16 protein-coding genes and 2 pseudogenes are annotated in these 20,243 nt (G+C 34.4%); 12 read left to right on the top strand and 6 right to left on the bottom strand.

Annotation, left to right across the window (positions count from 1 at the left end; translation table 11 throughout):
• A pseudogene (locus tag ABE34_RS06060) lies at positions 1 to 401 on the bottom strand (IS21 family transposase); the annotation flags it as partial.
• Positions 402 to 440: 39 nt separating this feature from the next.
• On the opposite strand from ABE34_RS06060, the gene ABE34_RS06055 reads away from it, so the two are divergent.
• The 4 genes from ABE34_RS06055 to ABE34_RS06040 all read left to right on the top strand — a co-directional run bounded on the left by ABE34_RS06055 (position 441) and on the right by ABE34_RS06040 (position 2,913).
• Entirely contained in the window at positions 441 to 593 is a 153-nt protein-coding gene (locus ABE34_RS06055) for a hypothetical protein (protein WP_197141125.1), read from the top strand.
• Between the two features lie 294 nt (positions 594 to 887).
• Entirely contained in the window at positions 888 to 1,649 is a 762-nt protein-coding gene (locus tag ABE34_RS06050; RefSeq protein ID WP_197141123.1) for an RHS repeat domain-containing protein, read from the top strand.
• Positions 1,646 to 2,362 carry an RHS repeat-associated core domain-containing protein gene (locus ABE34_RS25395; RefSeq protein ID WP_197141122.1) on the top strand — a complete coding sequence of 239 codons (717 nt, stop codon included), beginning with the start codon at positions 1,646 to 1,648 and terminating at the stop codon, positions 2,360 to 2,362. Before ABE34_RS06050 ends, ABE34_RS25395 begins: the two co-directional genes overlap by 4 nt.
• Before the next feature lie 83 nt (positions 2,363 to 2,445).
• Positions 2,446 to 2,913: an SMI1/KNR4 family protein gene (locus ABE34_RS06040; RefSeq protein ID WP_197141121.1), complete on the top strand. Its 468-nt coding sequence runs from the start codon at positions 2,446 to 2,448 to the stop codon at positions 2,911 to 2,913.
• Between the two features lie 126 nt (positions 2,914 to 3,039).
• Here the strand turns inward: ABE34_RS06040 and ABE34_RS06035 are convergent, their stop codons facing one another.
• Positions 3,040 to 4,272 carry a DUF418 domain-containing protein gene (locus ABE34_RS06035; protein WP_197141119.1) on the bottom strand — a complete coding sequence of 411 codons (1,233 nt, stop codon included), beginning with the start codon at positions 4,270 to 4,272 and terminating at the stop codon, positions 3,040 to 3,042.
• A 484-nt stretch (positions 4,273 to 4,756) separates the two neighbouring features.
• Here ABE34_RS06035 and ABE34_RS06030 point away from each other — a divergent pair, with 484 nt between their 5' ends.
• From ABE34_RS06030 to ABE34_RS06015, 4 genes are all read left to right on the top strand, one after another.
• Positions 4,757 to 5,413 (top strand): SMI1/KNR4 family protein, encoded by a 657-nt coding sequence (locus ABE34_RS06030; RefSeq protein WP_197141118.1) that lies wholly within the window; start codon positions 4,757 to 4,759, stop codon positions 5,411 to 5,413.
• Between the two features lie 330 nt (positions 5,414 to 5,743).
• Positions 5,744 to 5,902 (top strand): competence pheromone ComX, encoded by a 159-nt coding sequence (gene comX, locus ABE34_RS06025; protein WP_197141116.1) that lies wholly within the window; start codon positions 5,744 to 5,746, stop codon positions 5,900 to 5,902.
• Between the two features lie 50 nt (positions 5,903 to 5,952).
• Positions 5,953 to 8,229 carry an ATP-binding protein gene (locus ABE34_RS06020; protein ID WP_197141128.1) on the top strand — a complete coding sequence of 759 codons (2,277 nt, stop codon included), beginning with the start codon at positions 5,953 to 5,955 and terminating at the stop codon, positions 8,227 to 8,229.
• Positions 8,230 to 8,638: 409 nt separating this feature from the next.
• A complete protein-coding gene (locus ABE34_RS06015) occupies positions 8,639 to 9,319 on the top strand; it encodes a hypothetical protein (RefSeq protein ID WP_197141115.1) in 681 nt (226 codons plus the stop codon).
• 81 nt (positions 9,320 to 9,400) lie between these two features.
• Here ABE34_RS06015 and ABE34_RS06010 read toward each other — a convergent pair whose 3' ends face one another.
• The 4 genes from ABE34_RS06010 to ABE34_RS05995 are packed head-to-tail and all read right to left on the bottom strand — an operon-like array spanning position 9,401 to position 12,039.
• Complete coding sequence (locus ABE34_RS06010; protein ID WP_197141113.1) at positions 9,401 to 10,690, bottom strand: AAA family ATPase; 1,290 nt, start codon at positions 10,688 to 10,690, stop codon at positions 9,401 to 9,403.
• Positions 10,683 to 11,303 (bottom strand): tetratricopeptide repeat protein, encoded by a 621-nt coding sequence (locus tag ABE34_RS06005; protein ID WP_197141111.1) that lies wholly within the window; start codon positions 11,301 to 11,303, stop codon positions 10,683 to 10,685. The genes ABE34_RS06010 and ABE34_RS06005 overlap by 8 nt, the downstream gene beginning before the upstream one ends.
• A gap of 59 nt (positions 11,304 to 11,362) precedes the next feature.
• Positions 11,363 to 11,575, bottom strand: a complete 213-nt coding sequence (locus tag ABE34_RS06000) for a tetratricopeptide repeat protein (protein ID WP_197141110.1) — start codon at positions 11,573 to 11,575, stop codon at positions 11,363 to 11,365.
• 14 nt (positions 11,576 to 11,589) lie between these two features.
• The gene (locus ABE34_RS05995; RefSeq protein ID WP_197141108.1) at positions 11,590 to 12,039 is read right to left on the bottom strand and encodes a hypothetical protein; all 450 of its coding nucleotides are present in this window, start codon (positions 12,037 to 12,039) and stop codon (positions 11,590 to 11,592) included.
• Between the two features lie 410 nt (positions 12,040 to 12,449).
• On the opposite strand from ABE34_RS05995, the gene ABE34_RS05990 reads away from it, so the two are divergent.
• The 4 genes and pseudogenes from ABE34_RS05990 to ABE34_RS05975 all read left to right on the top strand — a co-directional run bounded on the left by ABE34_RS05990 (position 12,450) and on the right by ABE34_RS05975 (position 20,106).
• The gene (locus ABE34_RS05990) at positions 12,450 to 15,314 is read left to right on the top strand and encodes a hypothetical protein (RefSeq protein ID WP_197141106.1); all 2,865 of its coding nucleotides are present in this window, start codon (positions 12,450 to 12,452) and stop codon (positions 15,312 to 15,314) included.
• A gap of 369 nt (positions 15,315 to 15,683) precedes the next feature.
• The gene (locus tag ABE34_RS05985; protein WP_197141105.1) at positions 15,684 to 16,988 is read left to right on the top strand and encodes a hypothetical protein; all 1,305 of its coding nucleotides are present in this window, start codon (positions 15,684 to 15,686) and stop codon (positions 16,986 to 16,988) included.
• A gap of 460 nt (positions 16,989 to 17,448) precedes the next feature.
• Positions 17,449 to 18,674: pseudogene (locus ABE34_RS05980) on the top strand (MFS transporter).
• Between the two features lie 16 nt (positions 18,675 to 18,690).
• A complete protein-coding gene (locus tag ABE34_RS05975) occupies positions 18,691 to 20,106 on the top strand; it encodes a M20 family metallopeptidase (RefSeq protein WP_197141104.1) in 1,416 nt (471 codons plus the stop codon).
• Positions 20,107 to 20,243 lie beyond the last annotated feature (137 nt).

Here is a 20,243-nt window from a genome sequence, read left to right as displayed (position 1 = left end):
TTCAAAGAAGATACGCGCTCAGCTTTCTCAAAGTAAGCCTTAAATTCTGGCGTATTAGCAATATAGGTACGGAATGTAGATTGTCCACAATCTAAACCATGGTTGTCTTTTAAATACTGCCAAAGATTGCGTCGATAATAAAATACCTGCTTAGAATCTTCTGATAAGAGGCTGGCAATAATCGGGTAGAACTCATCAATTTTAGATGGCTTATTACGCTTTGTTTTTGGTATAAAGCCATTTAGATATTTATCGATTGTTCGTCGATCTACTCCCATATCCCTTGCTAATTTACTTTTATTAATTTTCATGTTTAAATGCTCCATTACTTGTTTAAAATTTGCTAAATCTGAAAGACTATTAATTTTAAATTCTGTCTCAATCTCTAGTTGAATATGCATACTAACACCTCGGTATTAGTATGAAATGAATGAGCATTTTTGTACATCGTTATTCAAGCAGGAATGTACATATTTAAATTAGCATTTATATTTGAACGCGATACGAAAGGAAATATTATTAAGGAAATCGGATTTGATGAGATAGAAAAAACGTATGAGCGCAGTCTGGCAGGGTTGGTTCAGAGAATTTAACGACCAGGTGATCGTTGGACAGCGTATCAACATGACATTTTAGGAAATGTCATTCGAGCCGATTATTATGATGACACATGGGAAACGTTTGGCTATGACAAAAATGGTTCCTTAATTGAGACTGAAAATGAGCATGTTACAGTTAAACTGGAACGAGACCCATCAGGCCAAGTCATTAAGGAGTGGCAAAATGACTATTGGATTGCGAGTAGCTATGATGAATTAGGCAACCGTTCACAGATAACAAGCAGTTTAGGTGCAAAAATCGATGTCGCTTGTAATGAAAAGGGTAATATGTCGCGAATCACAGCCTCTCGTCCAGAGCAAGAAGATTGGATAGCATCCATGCAGTACAATGAACTCGGTCAAGAGATTGAGCGAATCTTACCAGGAGATGTCATCAGCAAATGGCAGTATGATACGACCGGTAGACCGACACACCATCGAATAAGTAGTCAAAATCGCGATACACGAAGACGAGTGTATAATTGGGATCTCAATCATCAATTACGAAGCATGGTAAACGAGTTAACAGGTGTAAAAGTTACCTATAGTTACGATGAATTTAGTAACCTCGTCTGGTCCAATCAAGGCGGTCAATTTGACTTCTTACACCGAAGTTTCGATGATGTAGGGAATTTATATGAAACAAAAGAAAAGAAAGATCGTGTCTACGGTGCAGGCAGCAGATTGCTTGAAACGCAAGAGGCAACATACTCTTATGATGATGAAGGAAATCTGATTCAGAAATTTGAGAAGAATTGTGACACGTGGAAGTACGAGTACTATGGCAATGGCTTGATGTCGAAGGTCATCAAACCAGACAAGGCAGAAGTTACTTTCAAGTATGACTCGCTAGGTAGACGAATTGAAAAGAGTTCAAACGAAAAGCTAACGAAATTCTTATGGGACGGGAATACTATCCTACATGAGTATTTCTTGCAGAATGATTCTGATAAATTTGAAAATCCAGTTGAGTATTCCTCAGAGAATAAATCTGAAATACCAGAGAACATAGTCACATGGATATTTAATGATGGGTTCGTACAATTTTGAGTGAAGGCAACTACAGTATTATTAGTGACTTTCTTGGATCGCCTGTTGAAGCTTATGACGAAAAAGGAAAGCAAGTTTGGTCAGCTGAGTTTGATATCTATGGACGAGTGATGGAATTTGCAGGTGAAAAGGATTTCATTCCATTCCGTTATCAAGGAAAATATGAAGATGTAGAAATAGGATTGTATTATAATAGATTCCGATACTATGACCCAGAACAAGGTAGCTATACTCAAATAGATCCAATTGGACTTGCAGGAAATAATCCTACCTTATATGGGTATGTTCAAAATCCGCTATTACAAATTGATCCATTCGGTTTAAGGAAATTTAAAACAGTTGACTTTTCTAATAGTCCTGATTTATTCCCTCATCCAAACAGCATTGTAACTATTACTCTTACTGGGTCACATGATTCTGATTTTACGGCAGCTTATAAAGAGGCAGGAATTAAAAGAAAAGATGCAGTTGATTTTTATACTTGGTATCATGTTGCTGATTTTGATCCAAGTACTGGTAAATCTACAATGCAATTGGTGAAAACTGAAGCACATATAGCGAGTCTGCCACACCAAGGTTCTGTTAAACAGTTTGAAGAGTTTTTGGGAGTCAAGTATGAAACATACGAGGCGAAAAAGGCATCCTATGATAAAGGCTGGAGACAGAGAGAACCTAGGAGAAGGAAAAATAAGGGTAAGTGTACTAAATTTTAAATAATCTCTTATTTGACTTCAAAGGAAATAAGAAATTAATTTTTTGATGCCACAAAAAACACATGTTTCAGGAGGTTATATAAATGTTTTATAATTGTTCATTCCAGCTAACACGAAAAGATATAGAAGAGGTTGAAATCTTATTAGGCTTCCAACTTCCCCAAGAGTTGAAGAATCATTATCTTCAATATAATGGTGGTGTACCTAATAAACCATGCTTTTTTGAAGAGGATTCAGGTTTGGAAACTAGGGTGCATGTTTTCCTTCCAATTAAATTTGATAACAATATAGGGTACACATTGGAAAAAGGATATTTGGATTTCAAGGGCAGGAATATTATTCCTGAAAAGTATCTACCGTTTGCAAATGACGCTGGTGGGAATGTTTTTTGTATAGACCTTGATTCAAAGCAAGTGGTCCTTATTTTTTTAGATTTAGGAGAAGTGACTAACAGATGTATTGAGTTTTTAGCAAATAGTTTTATGGAATTTATCAATGCTCTTGAGGAATGTTTGGATGACGAGATAGATGATGATTCAGATGAATTCTGATATTGGATGTTGATGATGAGGGTCAACGGCAGCAAAAGGAAGAAAAGGGGCTGTCAACTGGCAGCCCCTTAGTTCATTTTATCAAAAAGAATCCTAAATTTTATCGGGAACTCGCAAGCACATAAGCTATGCATTTTTAGAGTCCTTATTAATACCTAAATAAGTGAATGCCCTCCAAACATATTCTAATGGTCCTAAGCGGAATTTGGATAACCAAAGCTTACTAAAAATCACTTGGAAAACAAAAATGACAATGGCAATGATGATAGCTGTCGTTAAGTGGAGTTTTCCGTATACGCCGAATGCAAATGGTCCAAATAAAAATGTACATATAATAGATTGGCCGATATAGTTTGTGAATGCCATTCTTCCTGGGAACGCTAACCACTGTAAAATTTTCTTTCCTTTCACCGTGTGATAAATAAAGATTAAGCTAATGGCATAAAAGATTGTTAGGAGTGGCGAGCTAATATATTGAACAGTAGAAAAATTTTCTGAAAGGGAAGGTAATATCCAGCCTAATGTCCCACCAAAAATCAATGTTAGTAACCACGTGATGAAAAAGCCTTTTCGATATTCTTCAAAACGATGAAGCCATTTTTTCTTCGCAACAGCTGCTCCAAATAAAAACATTAGTAGGAACGGTAGATTTGAAAATAAAAAAAATATAGGATTGCCTAAAAAAAGAACATACAATCCATTACGCATTGTATAAAAAGTTCTTTCCATAAGATTAGCATCTATTAATTCTTGAATATTTCCGTTTTGATGGGCATCGATCGTAACTTGCATGAACTGGCGACTTTCCTCTGACATGGGTATTGTCATTGTCGTAGTAGAATCGGAGGATAGAGCACCAAACGTAAATGATCCCAAAAGTAAGCTATATAAAGTTAAGCTAATAATTAACATAGCTTTTGGTTTTAACTTATGCATGAGAAGGAGTAAAAATCCTAAAATAGCATAGTCAGTTAGAATATCTCCAAACCAAATGAAATAGGCGTGGATAGAACCGAAAATAAATAACGCAATTAGACGTCTAGAATAAATTCCCCAAAAGTTTAGTTGCTTTGCAGCAGCTCGTTCAAGCATAATAACCATGCCAAAACCGAACAGCATGGAGAAGAGCATGACAAATTTCCCCTCGACAAACATAGTAAGAATAGTTTTAACTGTATAATCGGCGCCATTCCAAAAAGAAGTCCAATCATTTTTAAAACTTAAATCTTCCTGCATATAGGCAGGGTAAAGGAACCAAACAATATTAGCTAATATGATTCCTAATAATGCGAAGCCCCTTAATACATCGAGTGTTTCAATCCGCTCTTTGGCAGATATGGGTGAAAGCTTTTGCTTCATATAATCATCCTTTTTCATTGTTATTTGATCTTTCAACAAATGGCTACTGTTGAAAAAACCTTTGTTAATGAAACTTTAAATGTTTATTATCAGGATTTTATAAGGAAAACTAAAGTATCGTATTTCTGTGAAATATTTTCTATAAAGGAAATCCATGGTGGTAATAAAGTGGGAAAAAGAGTGTATCCTAATGAGAAGATATGTTAAGTTAGATGTTACTGGAAGATAGATGGAAGATGAATGACGGAAATTTTATGTAAACAATGAATCGACTTAATGAGAGGTGAAGCTAAAAGAAAACTAGAATAGAAAACTTCATTCTTTCGTTAAAACAATCGTTTCTAAAATCTTCTATAGTAGAAAATAGAGGATGGGGGAATAAATTTAATGGTACAGAACTATCTAAAATTCTATAATGTATTAATTTCTATTTATAAATAGTAATCCATCAGATGATTTAAATTAAAAGGTGGTGAACAATGTTTTGTTTTATTTAAATAATATTGCTGAATTAATTAAAAATGCACCAGCAAGTGAGAATGAAATCGGTAGTCTAGAAGATAAAATGAACATTAGACTACCTATTGCATATAGAAACTTACTAAAAAACACTAATGGCTTTTCCATTGATGGTGGTGTGTTGATTTATGGGACTGAGGATCTTATTGAGAGAAACGAAACTTGGGAAGTAAATGAGTATGCAAAAGGTTACGTTGCTATTGGCGATGATGGTGGCGGCAATGTTTTTTTAATGGGACTAAATGTCGAAGAGAGTAAGATATTCGTCGTGGGTTGCGGGGATATGAATCCACAAAATGCAACTATTATTGCCACAGACTTTAACAGTTGGATTGATAGCGGTTGTGTTAGTGAGTTTGAAGAAGTTGAATTAGATGACCCTTTTGAAACTTGTAGCATTGTGTTAACAGCTTTACCCATTGGGGGATTAAAAGATTTAGTCAAAATAAAAAATGTTTTGCACTTGAAAATATCTGCTTTAGATATACTAAAATGTTCTAAAACAATTCCTTGTGAACTTGTTAATGAATACCCTTACTATAAAGCTATAAGGCAAATTGAATCATTGGGGGAAATTGGACAAGTACTAAAAGTAGTTCCTTTTAAAAAAGATAAATTATAAAAACATTGGCTTATTCCAACTTTAAAAGAGTAGAAGGAATAAGCTTTTTTTATTTTTGAAATGATATCAAGTTATGGAAGGTTAAAATAGTGTTAAAGCGAAATATTTAGAAAATTGGTACATTGTGTGAAAATGGTGCGTAATCTATCTTTTATTTAGCGAATTGTAGAAAATATTGTTGATTAAAAGTAAATCGATAGTATAATGGAGGTGTAGTTACATTTATGGTTATTAATCCCTTGGGAAATAATTGGCAAAAATGTGTTAGGCTCATTATAATAAGTATTCCAGAAAGTGTAACTATAAAAACTAATGAAATGAGGAGATTTTATGATTAACATGATTCAATATTTGGAGCAAAATCCGTCGATGGTAACTTTGTTAAAAGAAAAAAAGGCTTCTCTAGTTGGTGTTACTGAACTTGAACAAAACGCGATTCTAGATTCTTTTGATGAAGAGCTGTGTGTTGAAAATCGCCTTTGGTACTAAGAAATATTAAAAGTATATGGTTTTGGCTTGCTATAGGTATTTATTTAATAATGGGTTTTTACTTACTTTATGTAACTTATAGCAAGCCTTTTATAAATATTGAGCTTAAGGAAGAAAATGGAGAATGGTTAGTGGTAAATTCATATTACAAAGATTGGGCTACTGAACAACAAATTGAACCAGGAGATATTATTATAAATGTAGATGGAACAGAGATTAATAATATTTCTAATATCAAATATGATTTTGTATTACGAGCAGCCAATGATTTAACGATAAAGAAATCTAATAGTAGTTTAATCCATATACACATAAAACCACTAGATATTCCCCAACAATTTTATTATGTACTAATAGCACCAACTTTTTATTTTTTTCTTACACTTACAATTTCATTATTTTTGTATTTTAAACAAAAGAATAACCCTTTAGTGAATATACTAATATTTTTTATACTAACGGTTTCATTAGCATATGTTAGTATAGGCGCGTCAGGCAAGATGGATAATTTTGGTATTATAATAAATCGTAGTAGTATGATACTTTGCTTAGTCTTATTAATTCATTTTCTTAGGAAATACTTTTTATTTATGAATTTAAAATGGATTTTTATTGACAATATTAAAGTATTTTATTTACTGCCTTTAATTGCTTTTTTTTCAAGCATTTACAGTGTTGTATATCCTTTTATCAATCCTATATTCTCTAGTTTAACCCTTTGGATATTTTTTATTTTGCTAACTGCAATTCTAGGTATATTGGGAATAAGTTACTTGAAATTTAAAACACCACAATTAAAAATATTATTAAGTAGTATCATCATTCCGTTTCTACCGTTTTTGTTGCTATATGCGTTGCCAGAAATAATCTTCAAAAAACAAGTACTCTCTGCGGATGTTAGTTCTTTATTTCTAATGTTAATACCTTACAGTTTTATTTGCACACAGCTCACTGAACGTATATTTGACATGGAATACTTTATTACCCGTTTACGCCATTATTTTAATTTTTCATTTGTTTTTACCATTTGGCTGTTAATGGGTCTTTATGGGCTTACTGATTTGTCTATTTCAAGAATGACGGAAATTTTCTTTTTTACATTCTTTTCTTTAATTGCACTTTTCTACATTAAAGAGAAAATAGATTATCATAAGCGAAAAATTCTTTTTTCAACAAAAGGGGATTATATCCATCGATTGTATACGACAGTTGATAGTATCGGAAGGGTCATAAAGATTGAAGACTTGCTTGAGAAATTTGTTAGAGAAATTGCGTTACACCTTGAGATTAAACATGTTTACATACTAACCTACGATTTGCAAACACATCAAATTACTTCCACAAGCACATCCAAAGAATATACTCAAAATCAAATGAACGAAATAGAGCTTGAACAACTCCGCTTGGGAGATATAAAGAAGACAGAGCATTTTTATATTGCTTTTATCCACCAAGATATGAATTATAAAAGAATACTAGTCATAGACCACAATAGATCTATTCATCTAAAGGATGAGGAATTATTATGGCTTGAATTATTGCTTTTATATGTAAATAATTTTATTGAAAATACGAAAATGGTGGAAGATCTATTAGAGCAGTTAAAGCATATGAAAGAGGCTGATAAAAGTCAGTTACCGTGGCTAAATAAGCTGCTTTGGCTACGATTTGAACAAGAAAAATATCAATTGGCACAAGAGCTTCATGATACGGTTTTACAAGAGCAACTCCATATTGCTAGGGAGATGGATGTATTTATACACGCGAAGAAAAAGACGGATATTCAATCGGGTCTTGCTAAGATTCATGAACATATGATTACATCTTTAAATGATTTAAGAGGCTACTGTGAAAATTTGAAGCCGCCATTATTAGATACATTAGGCTTAAATGCTGCGCTTGAGAAGCTTATACAAAAAGTTCATAAGCGTGCTGATTTTGTTTTAATTTATACAATTGATCGACTATATTTAGAGGATGAACGTTTAAACTTGATGATTTATCGGCTTTTCCAAGAGTTGTTAAACAATGCTTTAAAACATTCGTATGCCAATACTGTCGAAATTCACCTATTTGAAACAGAAGATGGTTTTGAAATCAATTATTCTGATGATGGTGTAGGATGTAAAATAGATGAGATTATTCTTGCTGATTCAATGGGCATCAGGGGAATGCAAGATAGGGTACAAGCATTTAATGGTCAGTTTTCTATCAACACTGATGTAGGAGAAGGAATGTCCATTCGAATTAAAGTAATTGAAGGGAATCATACTCATTCCTATGACTACGATATGTATTATAGAAGGCCAACTCATAGTAGAGGATAAGAAAGACATGAGCTATTTTCGTACCTCCTAATCTTTTCGTAATGTGTAAAATTCACAGTATGAGTATGGATTAGGAGGTTTTGCTTTGAAGTATATTTATTTAGAGCGGACTTAATATCTTCACGGATATAGAAGAAATGATCCTAAGGTATACATCACAACAAATGAAATTGATTTGAAAAGGATAGCCGTTTACCAATCCATAAGATATGTGGATTTAGCAACTCATCAGGCCAGAAAAATCCCTCAATATAAAGAATGATTAATCATTTCTAGTAAGGAGAAACTCACATGCTATTAGAGGAACGGTTAAATAATTGGATAGATTCTTATAATCGAAACGGTTATTTGAATGGTACTTTATTAATTACATCTAATGAGAATATTCTTTTAAACAGGGGTTTTGGTATTGGGAAGAATCAATTCATGCAGCGTATGCGGATATGTCATTTCATTAGGCTCCTATGGTTTATATTCAACAATAGAGGACCTATTTATTTGGGATCAGGCATTAAAATCCTCCAAAATCCTTCATAAGGAATTAACAGAGAAAATGTTGACTCCAAATCTAGGGTCTTATGCGTGTGGTTGGATGGTCTCTGAATTAATGGGGAAAAAATGTGTGCATCACTTTGGAGATATTAGCGGTTTTTCAAGTGATTTCCTTAGATTTGTTGATGATCAAGTTACGATTATCTTTTTAAGTAATATGAATGTTACACCTGTCATGCATTTAAGTAGAGAGATTGCAAAAATCGTTTTTGATAAAAATGTATCTTCACCGGCACCTAGAGCTCCGGTAGCATTCACAAAGAGAGAATCTATCGTCGGGCACTATGTAATAGAAAATGAAGACAAAGTACTTACCATTACTATTAAAAATAAAGAACTTTATCTAACAGTCCCCAAGATGTATGGAGCTTTATATAAATTAAAGCTTATACCATTTAGTCATGACGTTACGAAAACGGCTTTTTTAACCGAGATGATTTATGAACGATTGATTTTTACTTATTCATTATCAGGTGAAATAGAGCGTGTGCAGTACGTCAATTGTTTTGAAAAAACTTATATGCTTTATAAACAATAGATGGAGCATCAATATTATACTTTGAAACTTAGAAAGAGGCACCCCAAATCATTAGTTGAGATGCCTCATTGAATTTATTCATTAAATACGCTTAGCGTGAACACGAAGATACTTTTCAACATCATTGTAAAGTCCTGCTTGGTTTGCGTATTTCACGTAGTTTTTTGCGGTACGCAGCCATTCTAATGTTGATGGTTGAGCCTCTTCTAAAACGTGTAATAAGTCATTAGTTGTGATTGGACGCTCGTTACCAGTTGTTAAAATTTCAGCAAGGACATTTTCAGTAGCTAATTCAATTACATTTTCAATGTCTGCCCCTGAGAAAAACTCTGTTTGAGCAGCTAGCATTGCTACATCTATTTCTTCAGCATATCTTCCTACTAGCTTCAATTTAAAAATTTGCTCTCTTGCTTTTTTATCTGGTGGAGCGACAAAAATGAGACGATCGAATCGGCCAGGACGCTTTAAGGCATTATCAACATCCCATGGTGTATTCGTCGCAGCCATTACAAGAACTTCATCTGTGCTAGTATCGATCCCTTCCATCTCAGTAAGAAATGTATTGATTAAGCTTCTGGAGTTAGCTGAAGAAAGGGAACGACTATATCCAAGGGTGTCTACTTCATCAAAGAACATAATACTTGGTCTTTGAAAGCGTGCTTTATCAAAAAAGCTTTTTAAATTTTGTTCACTTTCTCCCGTATAGGAGGCCAAAATATCTGTAATATGAACAGGGTAGAAATTAGCCTTACATTCACCAGCGGTTGCCTTAGCAATAAATGTTTTTCCACAACCAGGGGGACCATAGAGAAGAACGCCACCACCTACTTTTTTTCGAAACTTAGCGAATAGACCTTTGTTATAAAATGGGCTAATAATACGTAAATTAATGGTCTTTTTTAAGTCTTCGAGGCCAGCAACATCCGCAAAAGTGATTTGCTCCTTACCTTTTTTTACTGTTATTTTAGGGGCTTCACTATCTAAAACTTTGAACCTAGGTGTAAAATCTATTAATTGAACCGATTCGGCTTCTTCAGTATTGACTTCTTTTTCTAGCAATTCTTCTGCTGAAGCGGCAATGGCTTCTTCAGTCTCGATCCTTCCATCTATGTCATGACTTACCTGCTCAATAACTGGTGAATGAGAGTCCATTGAGTTTGTTTGCTGAATTTGTACACTCGCTTTTGTTAATTCATGAATGATTTCCATACGTAGTGTATCATCTGTACAGAGTGAAATCCCTGTTGAATACGCTTGCACAGCTTCTAGCCAACGACCGTTTTCAGCAAGCTCTTTTCCAAGCCAGTAGTGTGCTTGAGAGTCGGTTGGGCTTTGTTCCACCATTTGCTGTAACCATTTAATTTTATCCATATCGATAACCCCTTATTTTTCTTAGTCCCTTTGCCAATGGAGCTGATATCCATGTATAAAGTGCAAGTACTACATAGCATTTTAAAAACAGCATAGCTATAGTTTCAAACCCTAATGCTAGTAACAAAAAGGTTAGCCCAATTCCCACGAGCCACATGATAGATGGGCCCCCTAAACGCTCTATAAAACGATTAGGTGCTAGCAGAGGGTGGGTTGTAATTTCCATCTCTTCTAATATAGATAGCAATGTTTGATCCTCAGGATTTAATAGAAAGGCTTGTCTGTAATATTCTTTCGCTTCTTTTTCATTATTTCGGAAGGATGCATTTATTCCAAGGTGCAACAATTTTGCAACTTCGCTATCTGCTGAATTCAGATATTGTTCTAAAGTCAGGATTTGTTGTTCTTTATTTCCATGTACACCTAGCAAAATAAAGTTTTTACGTAACACATATGAATTTTCTGGATCTAATTCTAATGCTTTATTGATTAATAACTTTGATTTTTTTCGATATCCTGTTTGTTTCATTAAAACAGCATAGCCTGCATGTGTTGCTGCATCATTTGGATTTAAGCGAAGTGATTCAAGAAAGGTTCTTCTGCTTCGTGCCATCGCTCGGTTTCCATGTATAAATGACCGAGAAAATATAATATGATATCCTCATCATATCCTCATCTCATGGCTTCATGAAATTGTTCTTCAGCCTCGTCAAATTCGTTTGTTGCATAGTTACTATAAGCTAACATATACCAAAGCCGACTATTTTCAATATTATCTTGTAGTTCCTCATTAATAAGGTCAATAACTCGCGGATATTTACCTATATCAAAATAATGTTCGATAACTTCAAAAGATGGTTCTTCATATTCTTCGAATTCACTCATAATATATCTCCTTCCTAAAGTGCTAGTAAGAATAACGTAGCTAAAGCATCGATAAAGCCATAGAAGATAATTGCGATAAACCCTGGCTTCCATAATGATTCAGCGACACCGTCTCCTGCTAAAACTTCTTTATATGGCTCGTCTAAAAATGCGAAGAAAATGAAAAAACAAGCAACCCCAAATAGTCGGCTGACAAATTTAATATACTTTTCATCTAAAGGGATTAGTTGTTGACCAATTGCGTAAACGACTGCAAGCTTCGCAATAATAAGTACAATACTAATAATCGTTAACAACTGTATGTATTTCTTTTCAATTTTTAGCCATTTAGCGTTTTGTATTCCTAGTATGGCAATGGCAAAAATACCACCAAGCATAGCAACAAAAAATAGACTACTAATCTCGTAGCTTCTTGTCCTGTCTACGTCATGGCTTGTTAAACTAGGTTTATAAAGATTTTCCATAATCCGATCAAGCTCCTTGCATTCTATTAATATCCTAATAACAGTTGTATTACATATATTTAGTTAAACTGGAAACATCTCCTTTAAAAGGATAATGATTTAGTTATTATGTCCTTAATTCTCATTAATAAAATGCTTACTATTGTTCAGGTAAATATTTGAATTAAATTCATTCGATGACGTCTTTTGTGTAGTCGTTTTGGAGCTCATTAACTCAAGTAAACGACATTTACTGTAACTATACGGAAGTGGGAATAAGTAAAATAAAAATCAATGTGAAATCAAAATAGTATTATTTTTTGTTTTGGAATAGGAGGAAATACACTTTTTACAATTAATCTATAAAATGAAGAGAATTATTAAAAATATAGCCGATATAATTCAATAGATGAAAGAGGAGGTATGGAAATTTGAATAAAAAATTACTTTTCACAGCAGCGGCTATTCCAGCGGCTCTCTTTGTACCAACAGTTGCAGGAGCGGCGGGAGCTGATACAGTTACAGTTACAGGAAAAAATACAGTAAATGAAACGTTAAAAGCTTCTATCGAAAACTTACCAGCAAATTCAATTGTTAAAGGTTATCAATGGTACTATGTAGGTGACTCTAAAGATTCAACAAATAAACCAATCTCTGGTGCCACAACAGCGTCATTTACAGTACCTGTAGAAGCAGCAGGCAAAGCAGTTTTCGTGGAAGCGACTACAACAGAAGGCAATAAGTATAAGAGTGAACCCCGTTCGATTAATGAACTACAACTTTCAATAACTAAACCTAGAATTGAAAGTAGTTCAAAATATGCAGTACCTGGTGAATCGGTACAAGTAGGAGGAGCAATTGTAACCGATGATGCTGGGGCAAAGTTACAAAACAATCAAATTACATATAGCTATCAATGGTTTTATAAAGTTGGTGAATCCTTCACAATAATTGATGGAGCTACTAAAGACACATACAAAATTCCTAATAATGCTTTAACAGATGGCATTACAGATATAATGGTCAAAGTACAGGCAAAGGTAGGAACTTTTTTGGCAGAATCTGATGAGTCTGAGGTAATAACAGTATCTAATGAACCATCCGATTCGATGATTGAAGAAATTAACACTTTATTAATAAATGACAACAAATATAATGTAACAAGTTTAGAATCTTTTAAGGCAAAAGTAACGGAATTAGAAAGTAAATATGAGGCATTATCGGCTGCAGCAAAGGCGAATGTGAAAAATTATGATGTATTAAAGAGAGCGACTGCAGATGTAGATTTAATAAGCAAGTTAAATGAGAAGGTAGATAAGGTTAATGAAGTGAATGAAAAAGATCTGTCAAAATATTTAAAAGAAATTGAAGAGGCCTATGATAAGTTTGATTTATTACAACGTAGCTTAGATCTAAATGATGTCTTATACAATAGCATTAAAAACATTTTGAAAGATCCGACAGATATCGATGAATTTAAAGAAGTTAGAAGACTAAATCAGGCAATTGTTGCATTATTAGACTATAAAAGTTCTTTTGTTACGTATGCACCTACTACCATTGAATCTTTAAAATCAGCAGTAGAAACAATAGAAAAGGATATAGCAAAATTATCTCAAAATTACCGAGCAACTGTTCAAAACCAAGTAATTTTAAGTGATGCTAAATCGGATATCAAAAAGGTCGAACAATATATTAAACTTTTCGATAAGTTGTCAGAAAAAGATTCACCTAGCAAACAGGTGACTACAGCAAAATCTATACGTACGGCTGTTGAAAAGTTAACTTATAAACAACTTAAGCTTGTACCAGAAAAATATATGAATACATTACTTAAAGCTGAAAACGCAGAAAACAGTCAAATAGACAGCTTAAATAGAGAGATTGATAGTTATGTCGGCGATGTGGATGACAGTTACCCGATAGATCCATCAAAAGATTCTTGGCAAGGACATGTCAATAATGTAAACCGTATTATTAATGAATATAAGGGTTTAACGAAAAATTCAGCGGCTAAAATTGTCGGATATAATAGCTTGATAACTTTACAAAAGGATTTTAAAGCAGCTGAAAAAATTATTAAGGATATGGACGCTTATCAAAAGCTTTCAGAAACGCCAGGGGTAGCTGAGAGTAAGTTAAAAACGAACTACACAAATGTATTGAAAGCTTATAATAAGTTAACTAGTTTACAACAGTCACTTGTTTATAATGCAAACGATTTTTTATTAAATACACCGACTATTACAGTTGATTTAAATGGGAAGGAACCTGCTGATAAAGCGGCTGCATTGGCTTTAAAAGCCGAAGTTGAGAAGCTTGCTAATGTAACGAAATATACATTTGCACAATTCGAAAGTGCTGTAAATGCAGCAACAACAAAATATAAAAACCTATCTTCGGGTGGACGAAAGTATGTTACAAACTATTATTTATTAACAGCTGCGACTAAAGATCTTTCTGGTGTTAAGTCATTCCATAAAAAAGTGCAAGCAGCACGACAAGAAACAGATGCTGCGAAACAAGCGAAAAAAATTCAAACCGTACAAACTGCATATGCTAAGCTACCAGCAAATCAACAGCATTTAGCCAAACAGCAATATGAAGATTTGCTCAATAATCGTCTAGAAGACGCACCAGATGTCACAACATTAATTAATGAAATTGCAAAAATTGTCTCAAATGATAATGATACGTATACAGTATCAATAGAAAAGATTAATGAGCTTTCAAATGAATATAAAAAGCTAAGCTCTAGTGATAAAAAACGTATTACGAATGCGTCGATCTTAACAACAGCGGTTTCCGATGTTAAAAAAGTAGAGTCATTTATGAAGACGTATGAAAAATCATTTACTAGTAATCCAACAACTGTTATTAAAGCTTTTAATAAGCTAACTTCAAAACAAATGAGTTTAGTTAGTCCAGAAATACGACAATCCATTATCGATAAGGATAAAGGTCAACAACAGTCTAATGAAAGTGCTTTGAAATTAGTTGAAGCAATTAATTCACTTCTCGTAAATGGTGAATATATTGATGACTTGGAAACGAAAGTAAAAGAAATTCGTACAACATATGATGGTCTTAGTTCTTCTGAAAAGAGCGTCGTAAAAAATTATTCTAAGCTAACTCAGGCCGAGAGTGATTTGAAAAAGGTAGCTGATGTACATGCTCTTTATGTGCCTTCTACAGAAGAAAATGAAGCGGCTCGTAAAACTTGGCAAACTGCCTATGGTAAGCTCTCAAAAAAATTAGAAATTTTATATAAGAAAATGTATGCAAATGATTTATAAAACTGTTTAAGCCTAAACCCCGAATAACGATATTATTCGGGGTTTTAGTATGCGCGATTGGCATAGTTAGGTAATAAAACATAAAAGTTTATCGATAAAATTCAAAAGTTGGGCGATAAAACTTGAAAATATTTGCTGTCGCTACGCTTTCGCGCAAAAAAACCCTCTGCCGCCCGACGCCCCAGAAAAGCAACTCGCTGAATTTGACACATTTAATTCATTGATATAAAGCCCACTGGTTAAATGTATCTTTTTTATTTGTGTAGAATATCAATTCTTCGATATACTATTTATAGTTAATCTGTATAATAATTGAGAATTGTTTGTCATAGCAAAAAAGTAGTTTGACATAGAAGGTAGGAACTAAAGATGTATAAAATAGGTGTTGTTGGCCCAATAAAATCAGTAGAAAAAATTATCGAGTTAGCACATGAAATCGAACAGGATATGGAATTTATCCCGTATATTTATTCGATTGCTACAGAAACGAAACATCTTGTGGAAACTTATAATCAAGATGTTGATTTTTGGCTATTTTCGGGATACATACCTTATAAAATTGCTAGTCAGACAAGTGTCTCACAGGATAAGCTAGCACATATCATCTTTTCTGAAGCGGCCATTTACAAAGGTTTTTTTGAGCAATCCTATAAAATGGGGAAAGTTATTGAAAATGTCAGTATTGATATTATCTCATCACCTGCACAAATGGCGTCAGAAGGGTTGACGGAGATCGAGAAGAATGTAAGGAACATGTATGTAAAGGAATTTGATGTGGCCATTGATCCGAAAGAATTATTTGATTTCCATTATGACCTATGGCTGAAGGGGAAAATCGATTTTGCGATCACATGTTACCCATCTGTCGATGAAGAGCTGAAAAAGAGAGGGGTTCCCTCCTATTGGGTGTCGCCTACAAAAACAGAAATTTACCATACCGTTCAGCTATTTACCGAAAAAATTAAAACGTCGTATTATAAAGAAACGCAAATAGGTGCTGTCATGCTCGAAATAAAAGAATTTGATTCATTGAAGGAAAGAATGAAGCAAGGATATCGTATTCAATATTTAGAATTGCGCATGAAGGAAAACTTACTGCAGTTATGCGAACAGATTGATGGCTCCTTAATCGAGGAAGGGAATGGGAGATATACAATTTTCAGTACGAGGGGAGCGATCGAAGGGCAGATTCAATTCATCAAGGAAAAAATGTACCAGCTGTCCATTGAAGTGGAGACAAAGGTTACAACAGGAATAGGTTTTGCGCAAACGGTATTTAATGCCGAATTAAATGCACATAGAGCTTTACGTCAAACGAAGGAACATGAATCGATTGATATTGTCATGATTCAAGATGATGGTACAATGATTGAATCTGTCGGAAATAGGGAGGAGCTAACATATTCCTATCGAGCTGAGGATCCTACTATCCTTGAAAAATTAAAAAAAGGCAATGTTAGTATTAAAAACTATACAAGAATACAAGCGCTAGTTCAAAAAATGAGTTGGAAGCATTTTACGACAAAGGATTTAGCCGCCCAGCTTCAAATGAGTGAACGAAATGCACAGCGCATTGTGGCTGATTTATGTAGTGTAGGTTTAGCGGAAATTTGTGGAGAAGAATTACAGCATACACGTGGTAGACCAATAAAAATATACCAGCTTGTGATGTAGGTCAAGCATATGAAATATAAAATGTCCTAAACCAATGAATGGTTATTAGGGCATTTTTTGTTTGGCGGAAATGTTCGCAAATAGAAAAGTACAGAATTTTTTTAGTTATTATTTGTTTTCGATAAATGTTTAAAAAGTGTAGATAAATCAACGGTTTCCAAGTTTCTATGACGTATGTTTGACACCATTTTTTATGCGATTATTTATTGGAAATTTTCAAAATAATATTGTCAATTCATAAAAAGTCGATTATTATACGTATATATAACGAAAGTGTCGCTATATATACGAGCCGATTTTAATAAATAGGGAGAGATGAAAAATAGTATAGAAAAGTTGCAAAAGATATCGAGATGGAAGAATAAGAGTTTTAGTTGTCGCAATATTCGAGTAACTGAATGTCTTTTTCCTTTAATACGATCAATTGCAGCAAGGCAGTTTAAACATGGGAGGGATAGTAATGACAACGAATGCAGTAACCAAAAAATCCAGAAATTTAATCCTTGCACTTTTATTTTTAGGTTGGTCATTAGGAATCTAGATCGTTACATTATGAACTATGCAGTAGTATCGATTACGGGTGATTTAAATTTAGATGCTTCTTCTACTGGAATTATTTTAAGCGCTTTCTTTTTAGGCTATGCGATTATGCAAATACCTGGCGGTTGGTTGGCTGATAGATTTGGCGCTAAAAAAATCTTACTTTTTTCTGTAATCATGTGGTCGATATTCACAGGTTTAACGGCAATAGCTTGGTCTTTAGTTGCAATGATTATCATTCGATTTTTATTTGGTATTGGGGAAGGTGGGTTCCAACCATCGAGCTCTAAAATTATTGCAACGATTTTTCCGAGGGAAGAACGAGGGCGAGCGATGTCAATTATGCTTTCCTCTGGAGGCATTGTTTCGTTAATCGTACCTTTACTCGCAGCTTATTTATTAGGAACAATTGGCTGGCGTACGATGTTTGTTGTAATTGGTGCAATCGGTGCCATTATTGCATTTTTATATTGGAAATATATCAAACTTCCACAAGAGGAAGTAGTGGAAAGTAGTAATGGTAAAGAAAATACTTCTACGAAAGTAAACTTTAAGGAACTTTTTAAGACACCGCTTATGTGGAATTTAATGATTGCTTATTTCTGTATTTATGCGGTGAACTGGGGATTAGTTTCTTGGATTCCAACATACCTTCAAAAAAATCGTGGACTCGATTTAATGTCGATTGGTTGGGCGCAAACAATTCCAGCTATCACTACTATTATCGGTATTTATGGTAGTGGTTATCTCATTGATAAGTTACCACGAGGAATGGATAAAATCTTAGGGTCAATTTCATGTGGAGTAATTGGTATTTTATTGTACTTCATGTTTACAGCAGAGTCGGTAACGATGTTTATTGCTTATCAAACGGTCGTTACTTTATTTATTGCATTTGTTATTACATTACTACCTGCCATTGTGTTAAAGAAATTACCTTCTTCTATTACAGGTTCTGCAATGGGAGTTGCTAATACAGGCGGGCAATTAGCTGGATTTGTAACGCCAATGGCAATCGGTTTTATGGTAGATGCTTTTAACGGTTCGTTCGATGCAGCATTTTGGATGTTAATTGGATTTGCAGTTATTTGTATTATTTCGCTTTTAACGTTAAATGATCAAAAAGGAAGTCTTTTGAATTCATAATAGGGGGTATAAAAAGATGAGTGTACATGAAAAAATTTCTTCATTAGTCGAGTCAAAAAGGGATGTTAGTATTCAATTAAGTGATGCTATTTGGGCAGTACCTGAACTTCACTTTCAAGAAAAGAAATCTGTTCAATATATGAAGGCAGCTTTAGAAAAAGAGGGCTTTGCAACAGAACTTGGCATTGCAGGACTTGATACAGCACTAGTAGGAACGTATGGATCTGGAAAGCCGGTTATTGCCTTTCTCGGGGAATATGATGCACTCCCCGGTTTGAGTCAAAAAGGAGGGGCTACTCATTTTGAACCTTTAGAGGACGGAGGAAGTGGCCATGGTTGTGGGCATAACTTATTAGGTACAGGAGCGTTCTCCGCGGCTGTTGCGGTGAAAGATTATTTAGAGCAAAATAATCAATCAGCGACAATTCGTTTCTACGGTTGCCCAGCGGAGGAGAATGGTTCAGGGAAAGCTTATATGGCGAAGGCTGGTGTTTTTGATGATGTCGATATTGCTATATCTTGGCATCCTGGTACTTTTACAACTGTAATGACTTGCACTTCTCTTGCAAACTATGCAGTTACGTTTAAGTTTACGGGAAAAAGTGCACATGCGGCAGCAGCGCCCCATTTGGGACGAAGTGCATTAGATGCAGTTGAACTCATGAATGTTGGGGTAAACTATTTACGCGAACATATCATTCCAGAAGCGCGTGTGCATTATGCGGTTACAAACACAGGAGGATCATCTCCAAATGTCGTTCAACCGTATGCAGAGGTGACGTACTTAATTAGAGCACCTAAAAAGCATCAAGTACAAGAGATTTATCAACGTGTTGAAAATATTGCTAAAGGTGCAACATTGATGACTGAAACATCGTTAGAAATCGCCTTTGAGGGAGCAGCGTCCAATCTTATTCCAAATAAAACACTTTATGGTGCGATGCAAAAACAAATAATTGATTTAGGAATGCCTACTTATACAAGAGAAGATGAACAGCATGCCCAAGCTATTTTTAATACATTTACGCCTGAAATCCAGGCATCAGCATTAGTGGGTCTAAAAAAAGATGATGCTAAGCAGTTACAAGGTAAAGTTATTGCTGACTACATTCCAAGTGTCCTACCTGAATTTATATTAGGTGGATCAACGGATGTTGGAGATGTAAGCTGGAATGTCCCAACTGTTCAATGTACAACTGTATGTATGGCACTAGGTACACCACTTCATACTTGGCAGGTTGTATCACAGGGTGTTATGCCAATAGCACATAAGGGGATGTTACAGGCAGCAAAAATTATGGCTTGCACTGCTGTGGATCTAATTGATAATCCAGCACTGATTGAAGAAGCTAAAAAAGAATGGAAGGAACGTCTAGACGGGGAGACTTATGCTTCGCTAATTCCAGAAGGTACTAAGCCTCCTAAATTTTAAAAAAGTATACCAAAAAGAGTCTTCGTAGGGTAAACTATGGAGACTCTGTTTTTGCCTATTATTAAGTTTTTTCTTAGTTAAGTGTACTTATTGAGTAGTTATGGCGTAAAATGCCGTTTTTTGAAAGGAGATTACAA

The organism is Lysinibacillus sphaericus (genome assembly GCF_015844675.1).
GTDB lineage: Bacteria > Bacillota > Bacilli > Bacillales_A > Planococcaceae > Lysinibacillus > Lysinibacillus sphaericus_E.
This window is presented reverse-complemented; position numbering and strand designations above follow the sequence as displayed.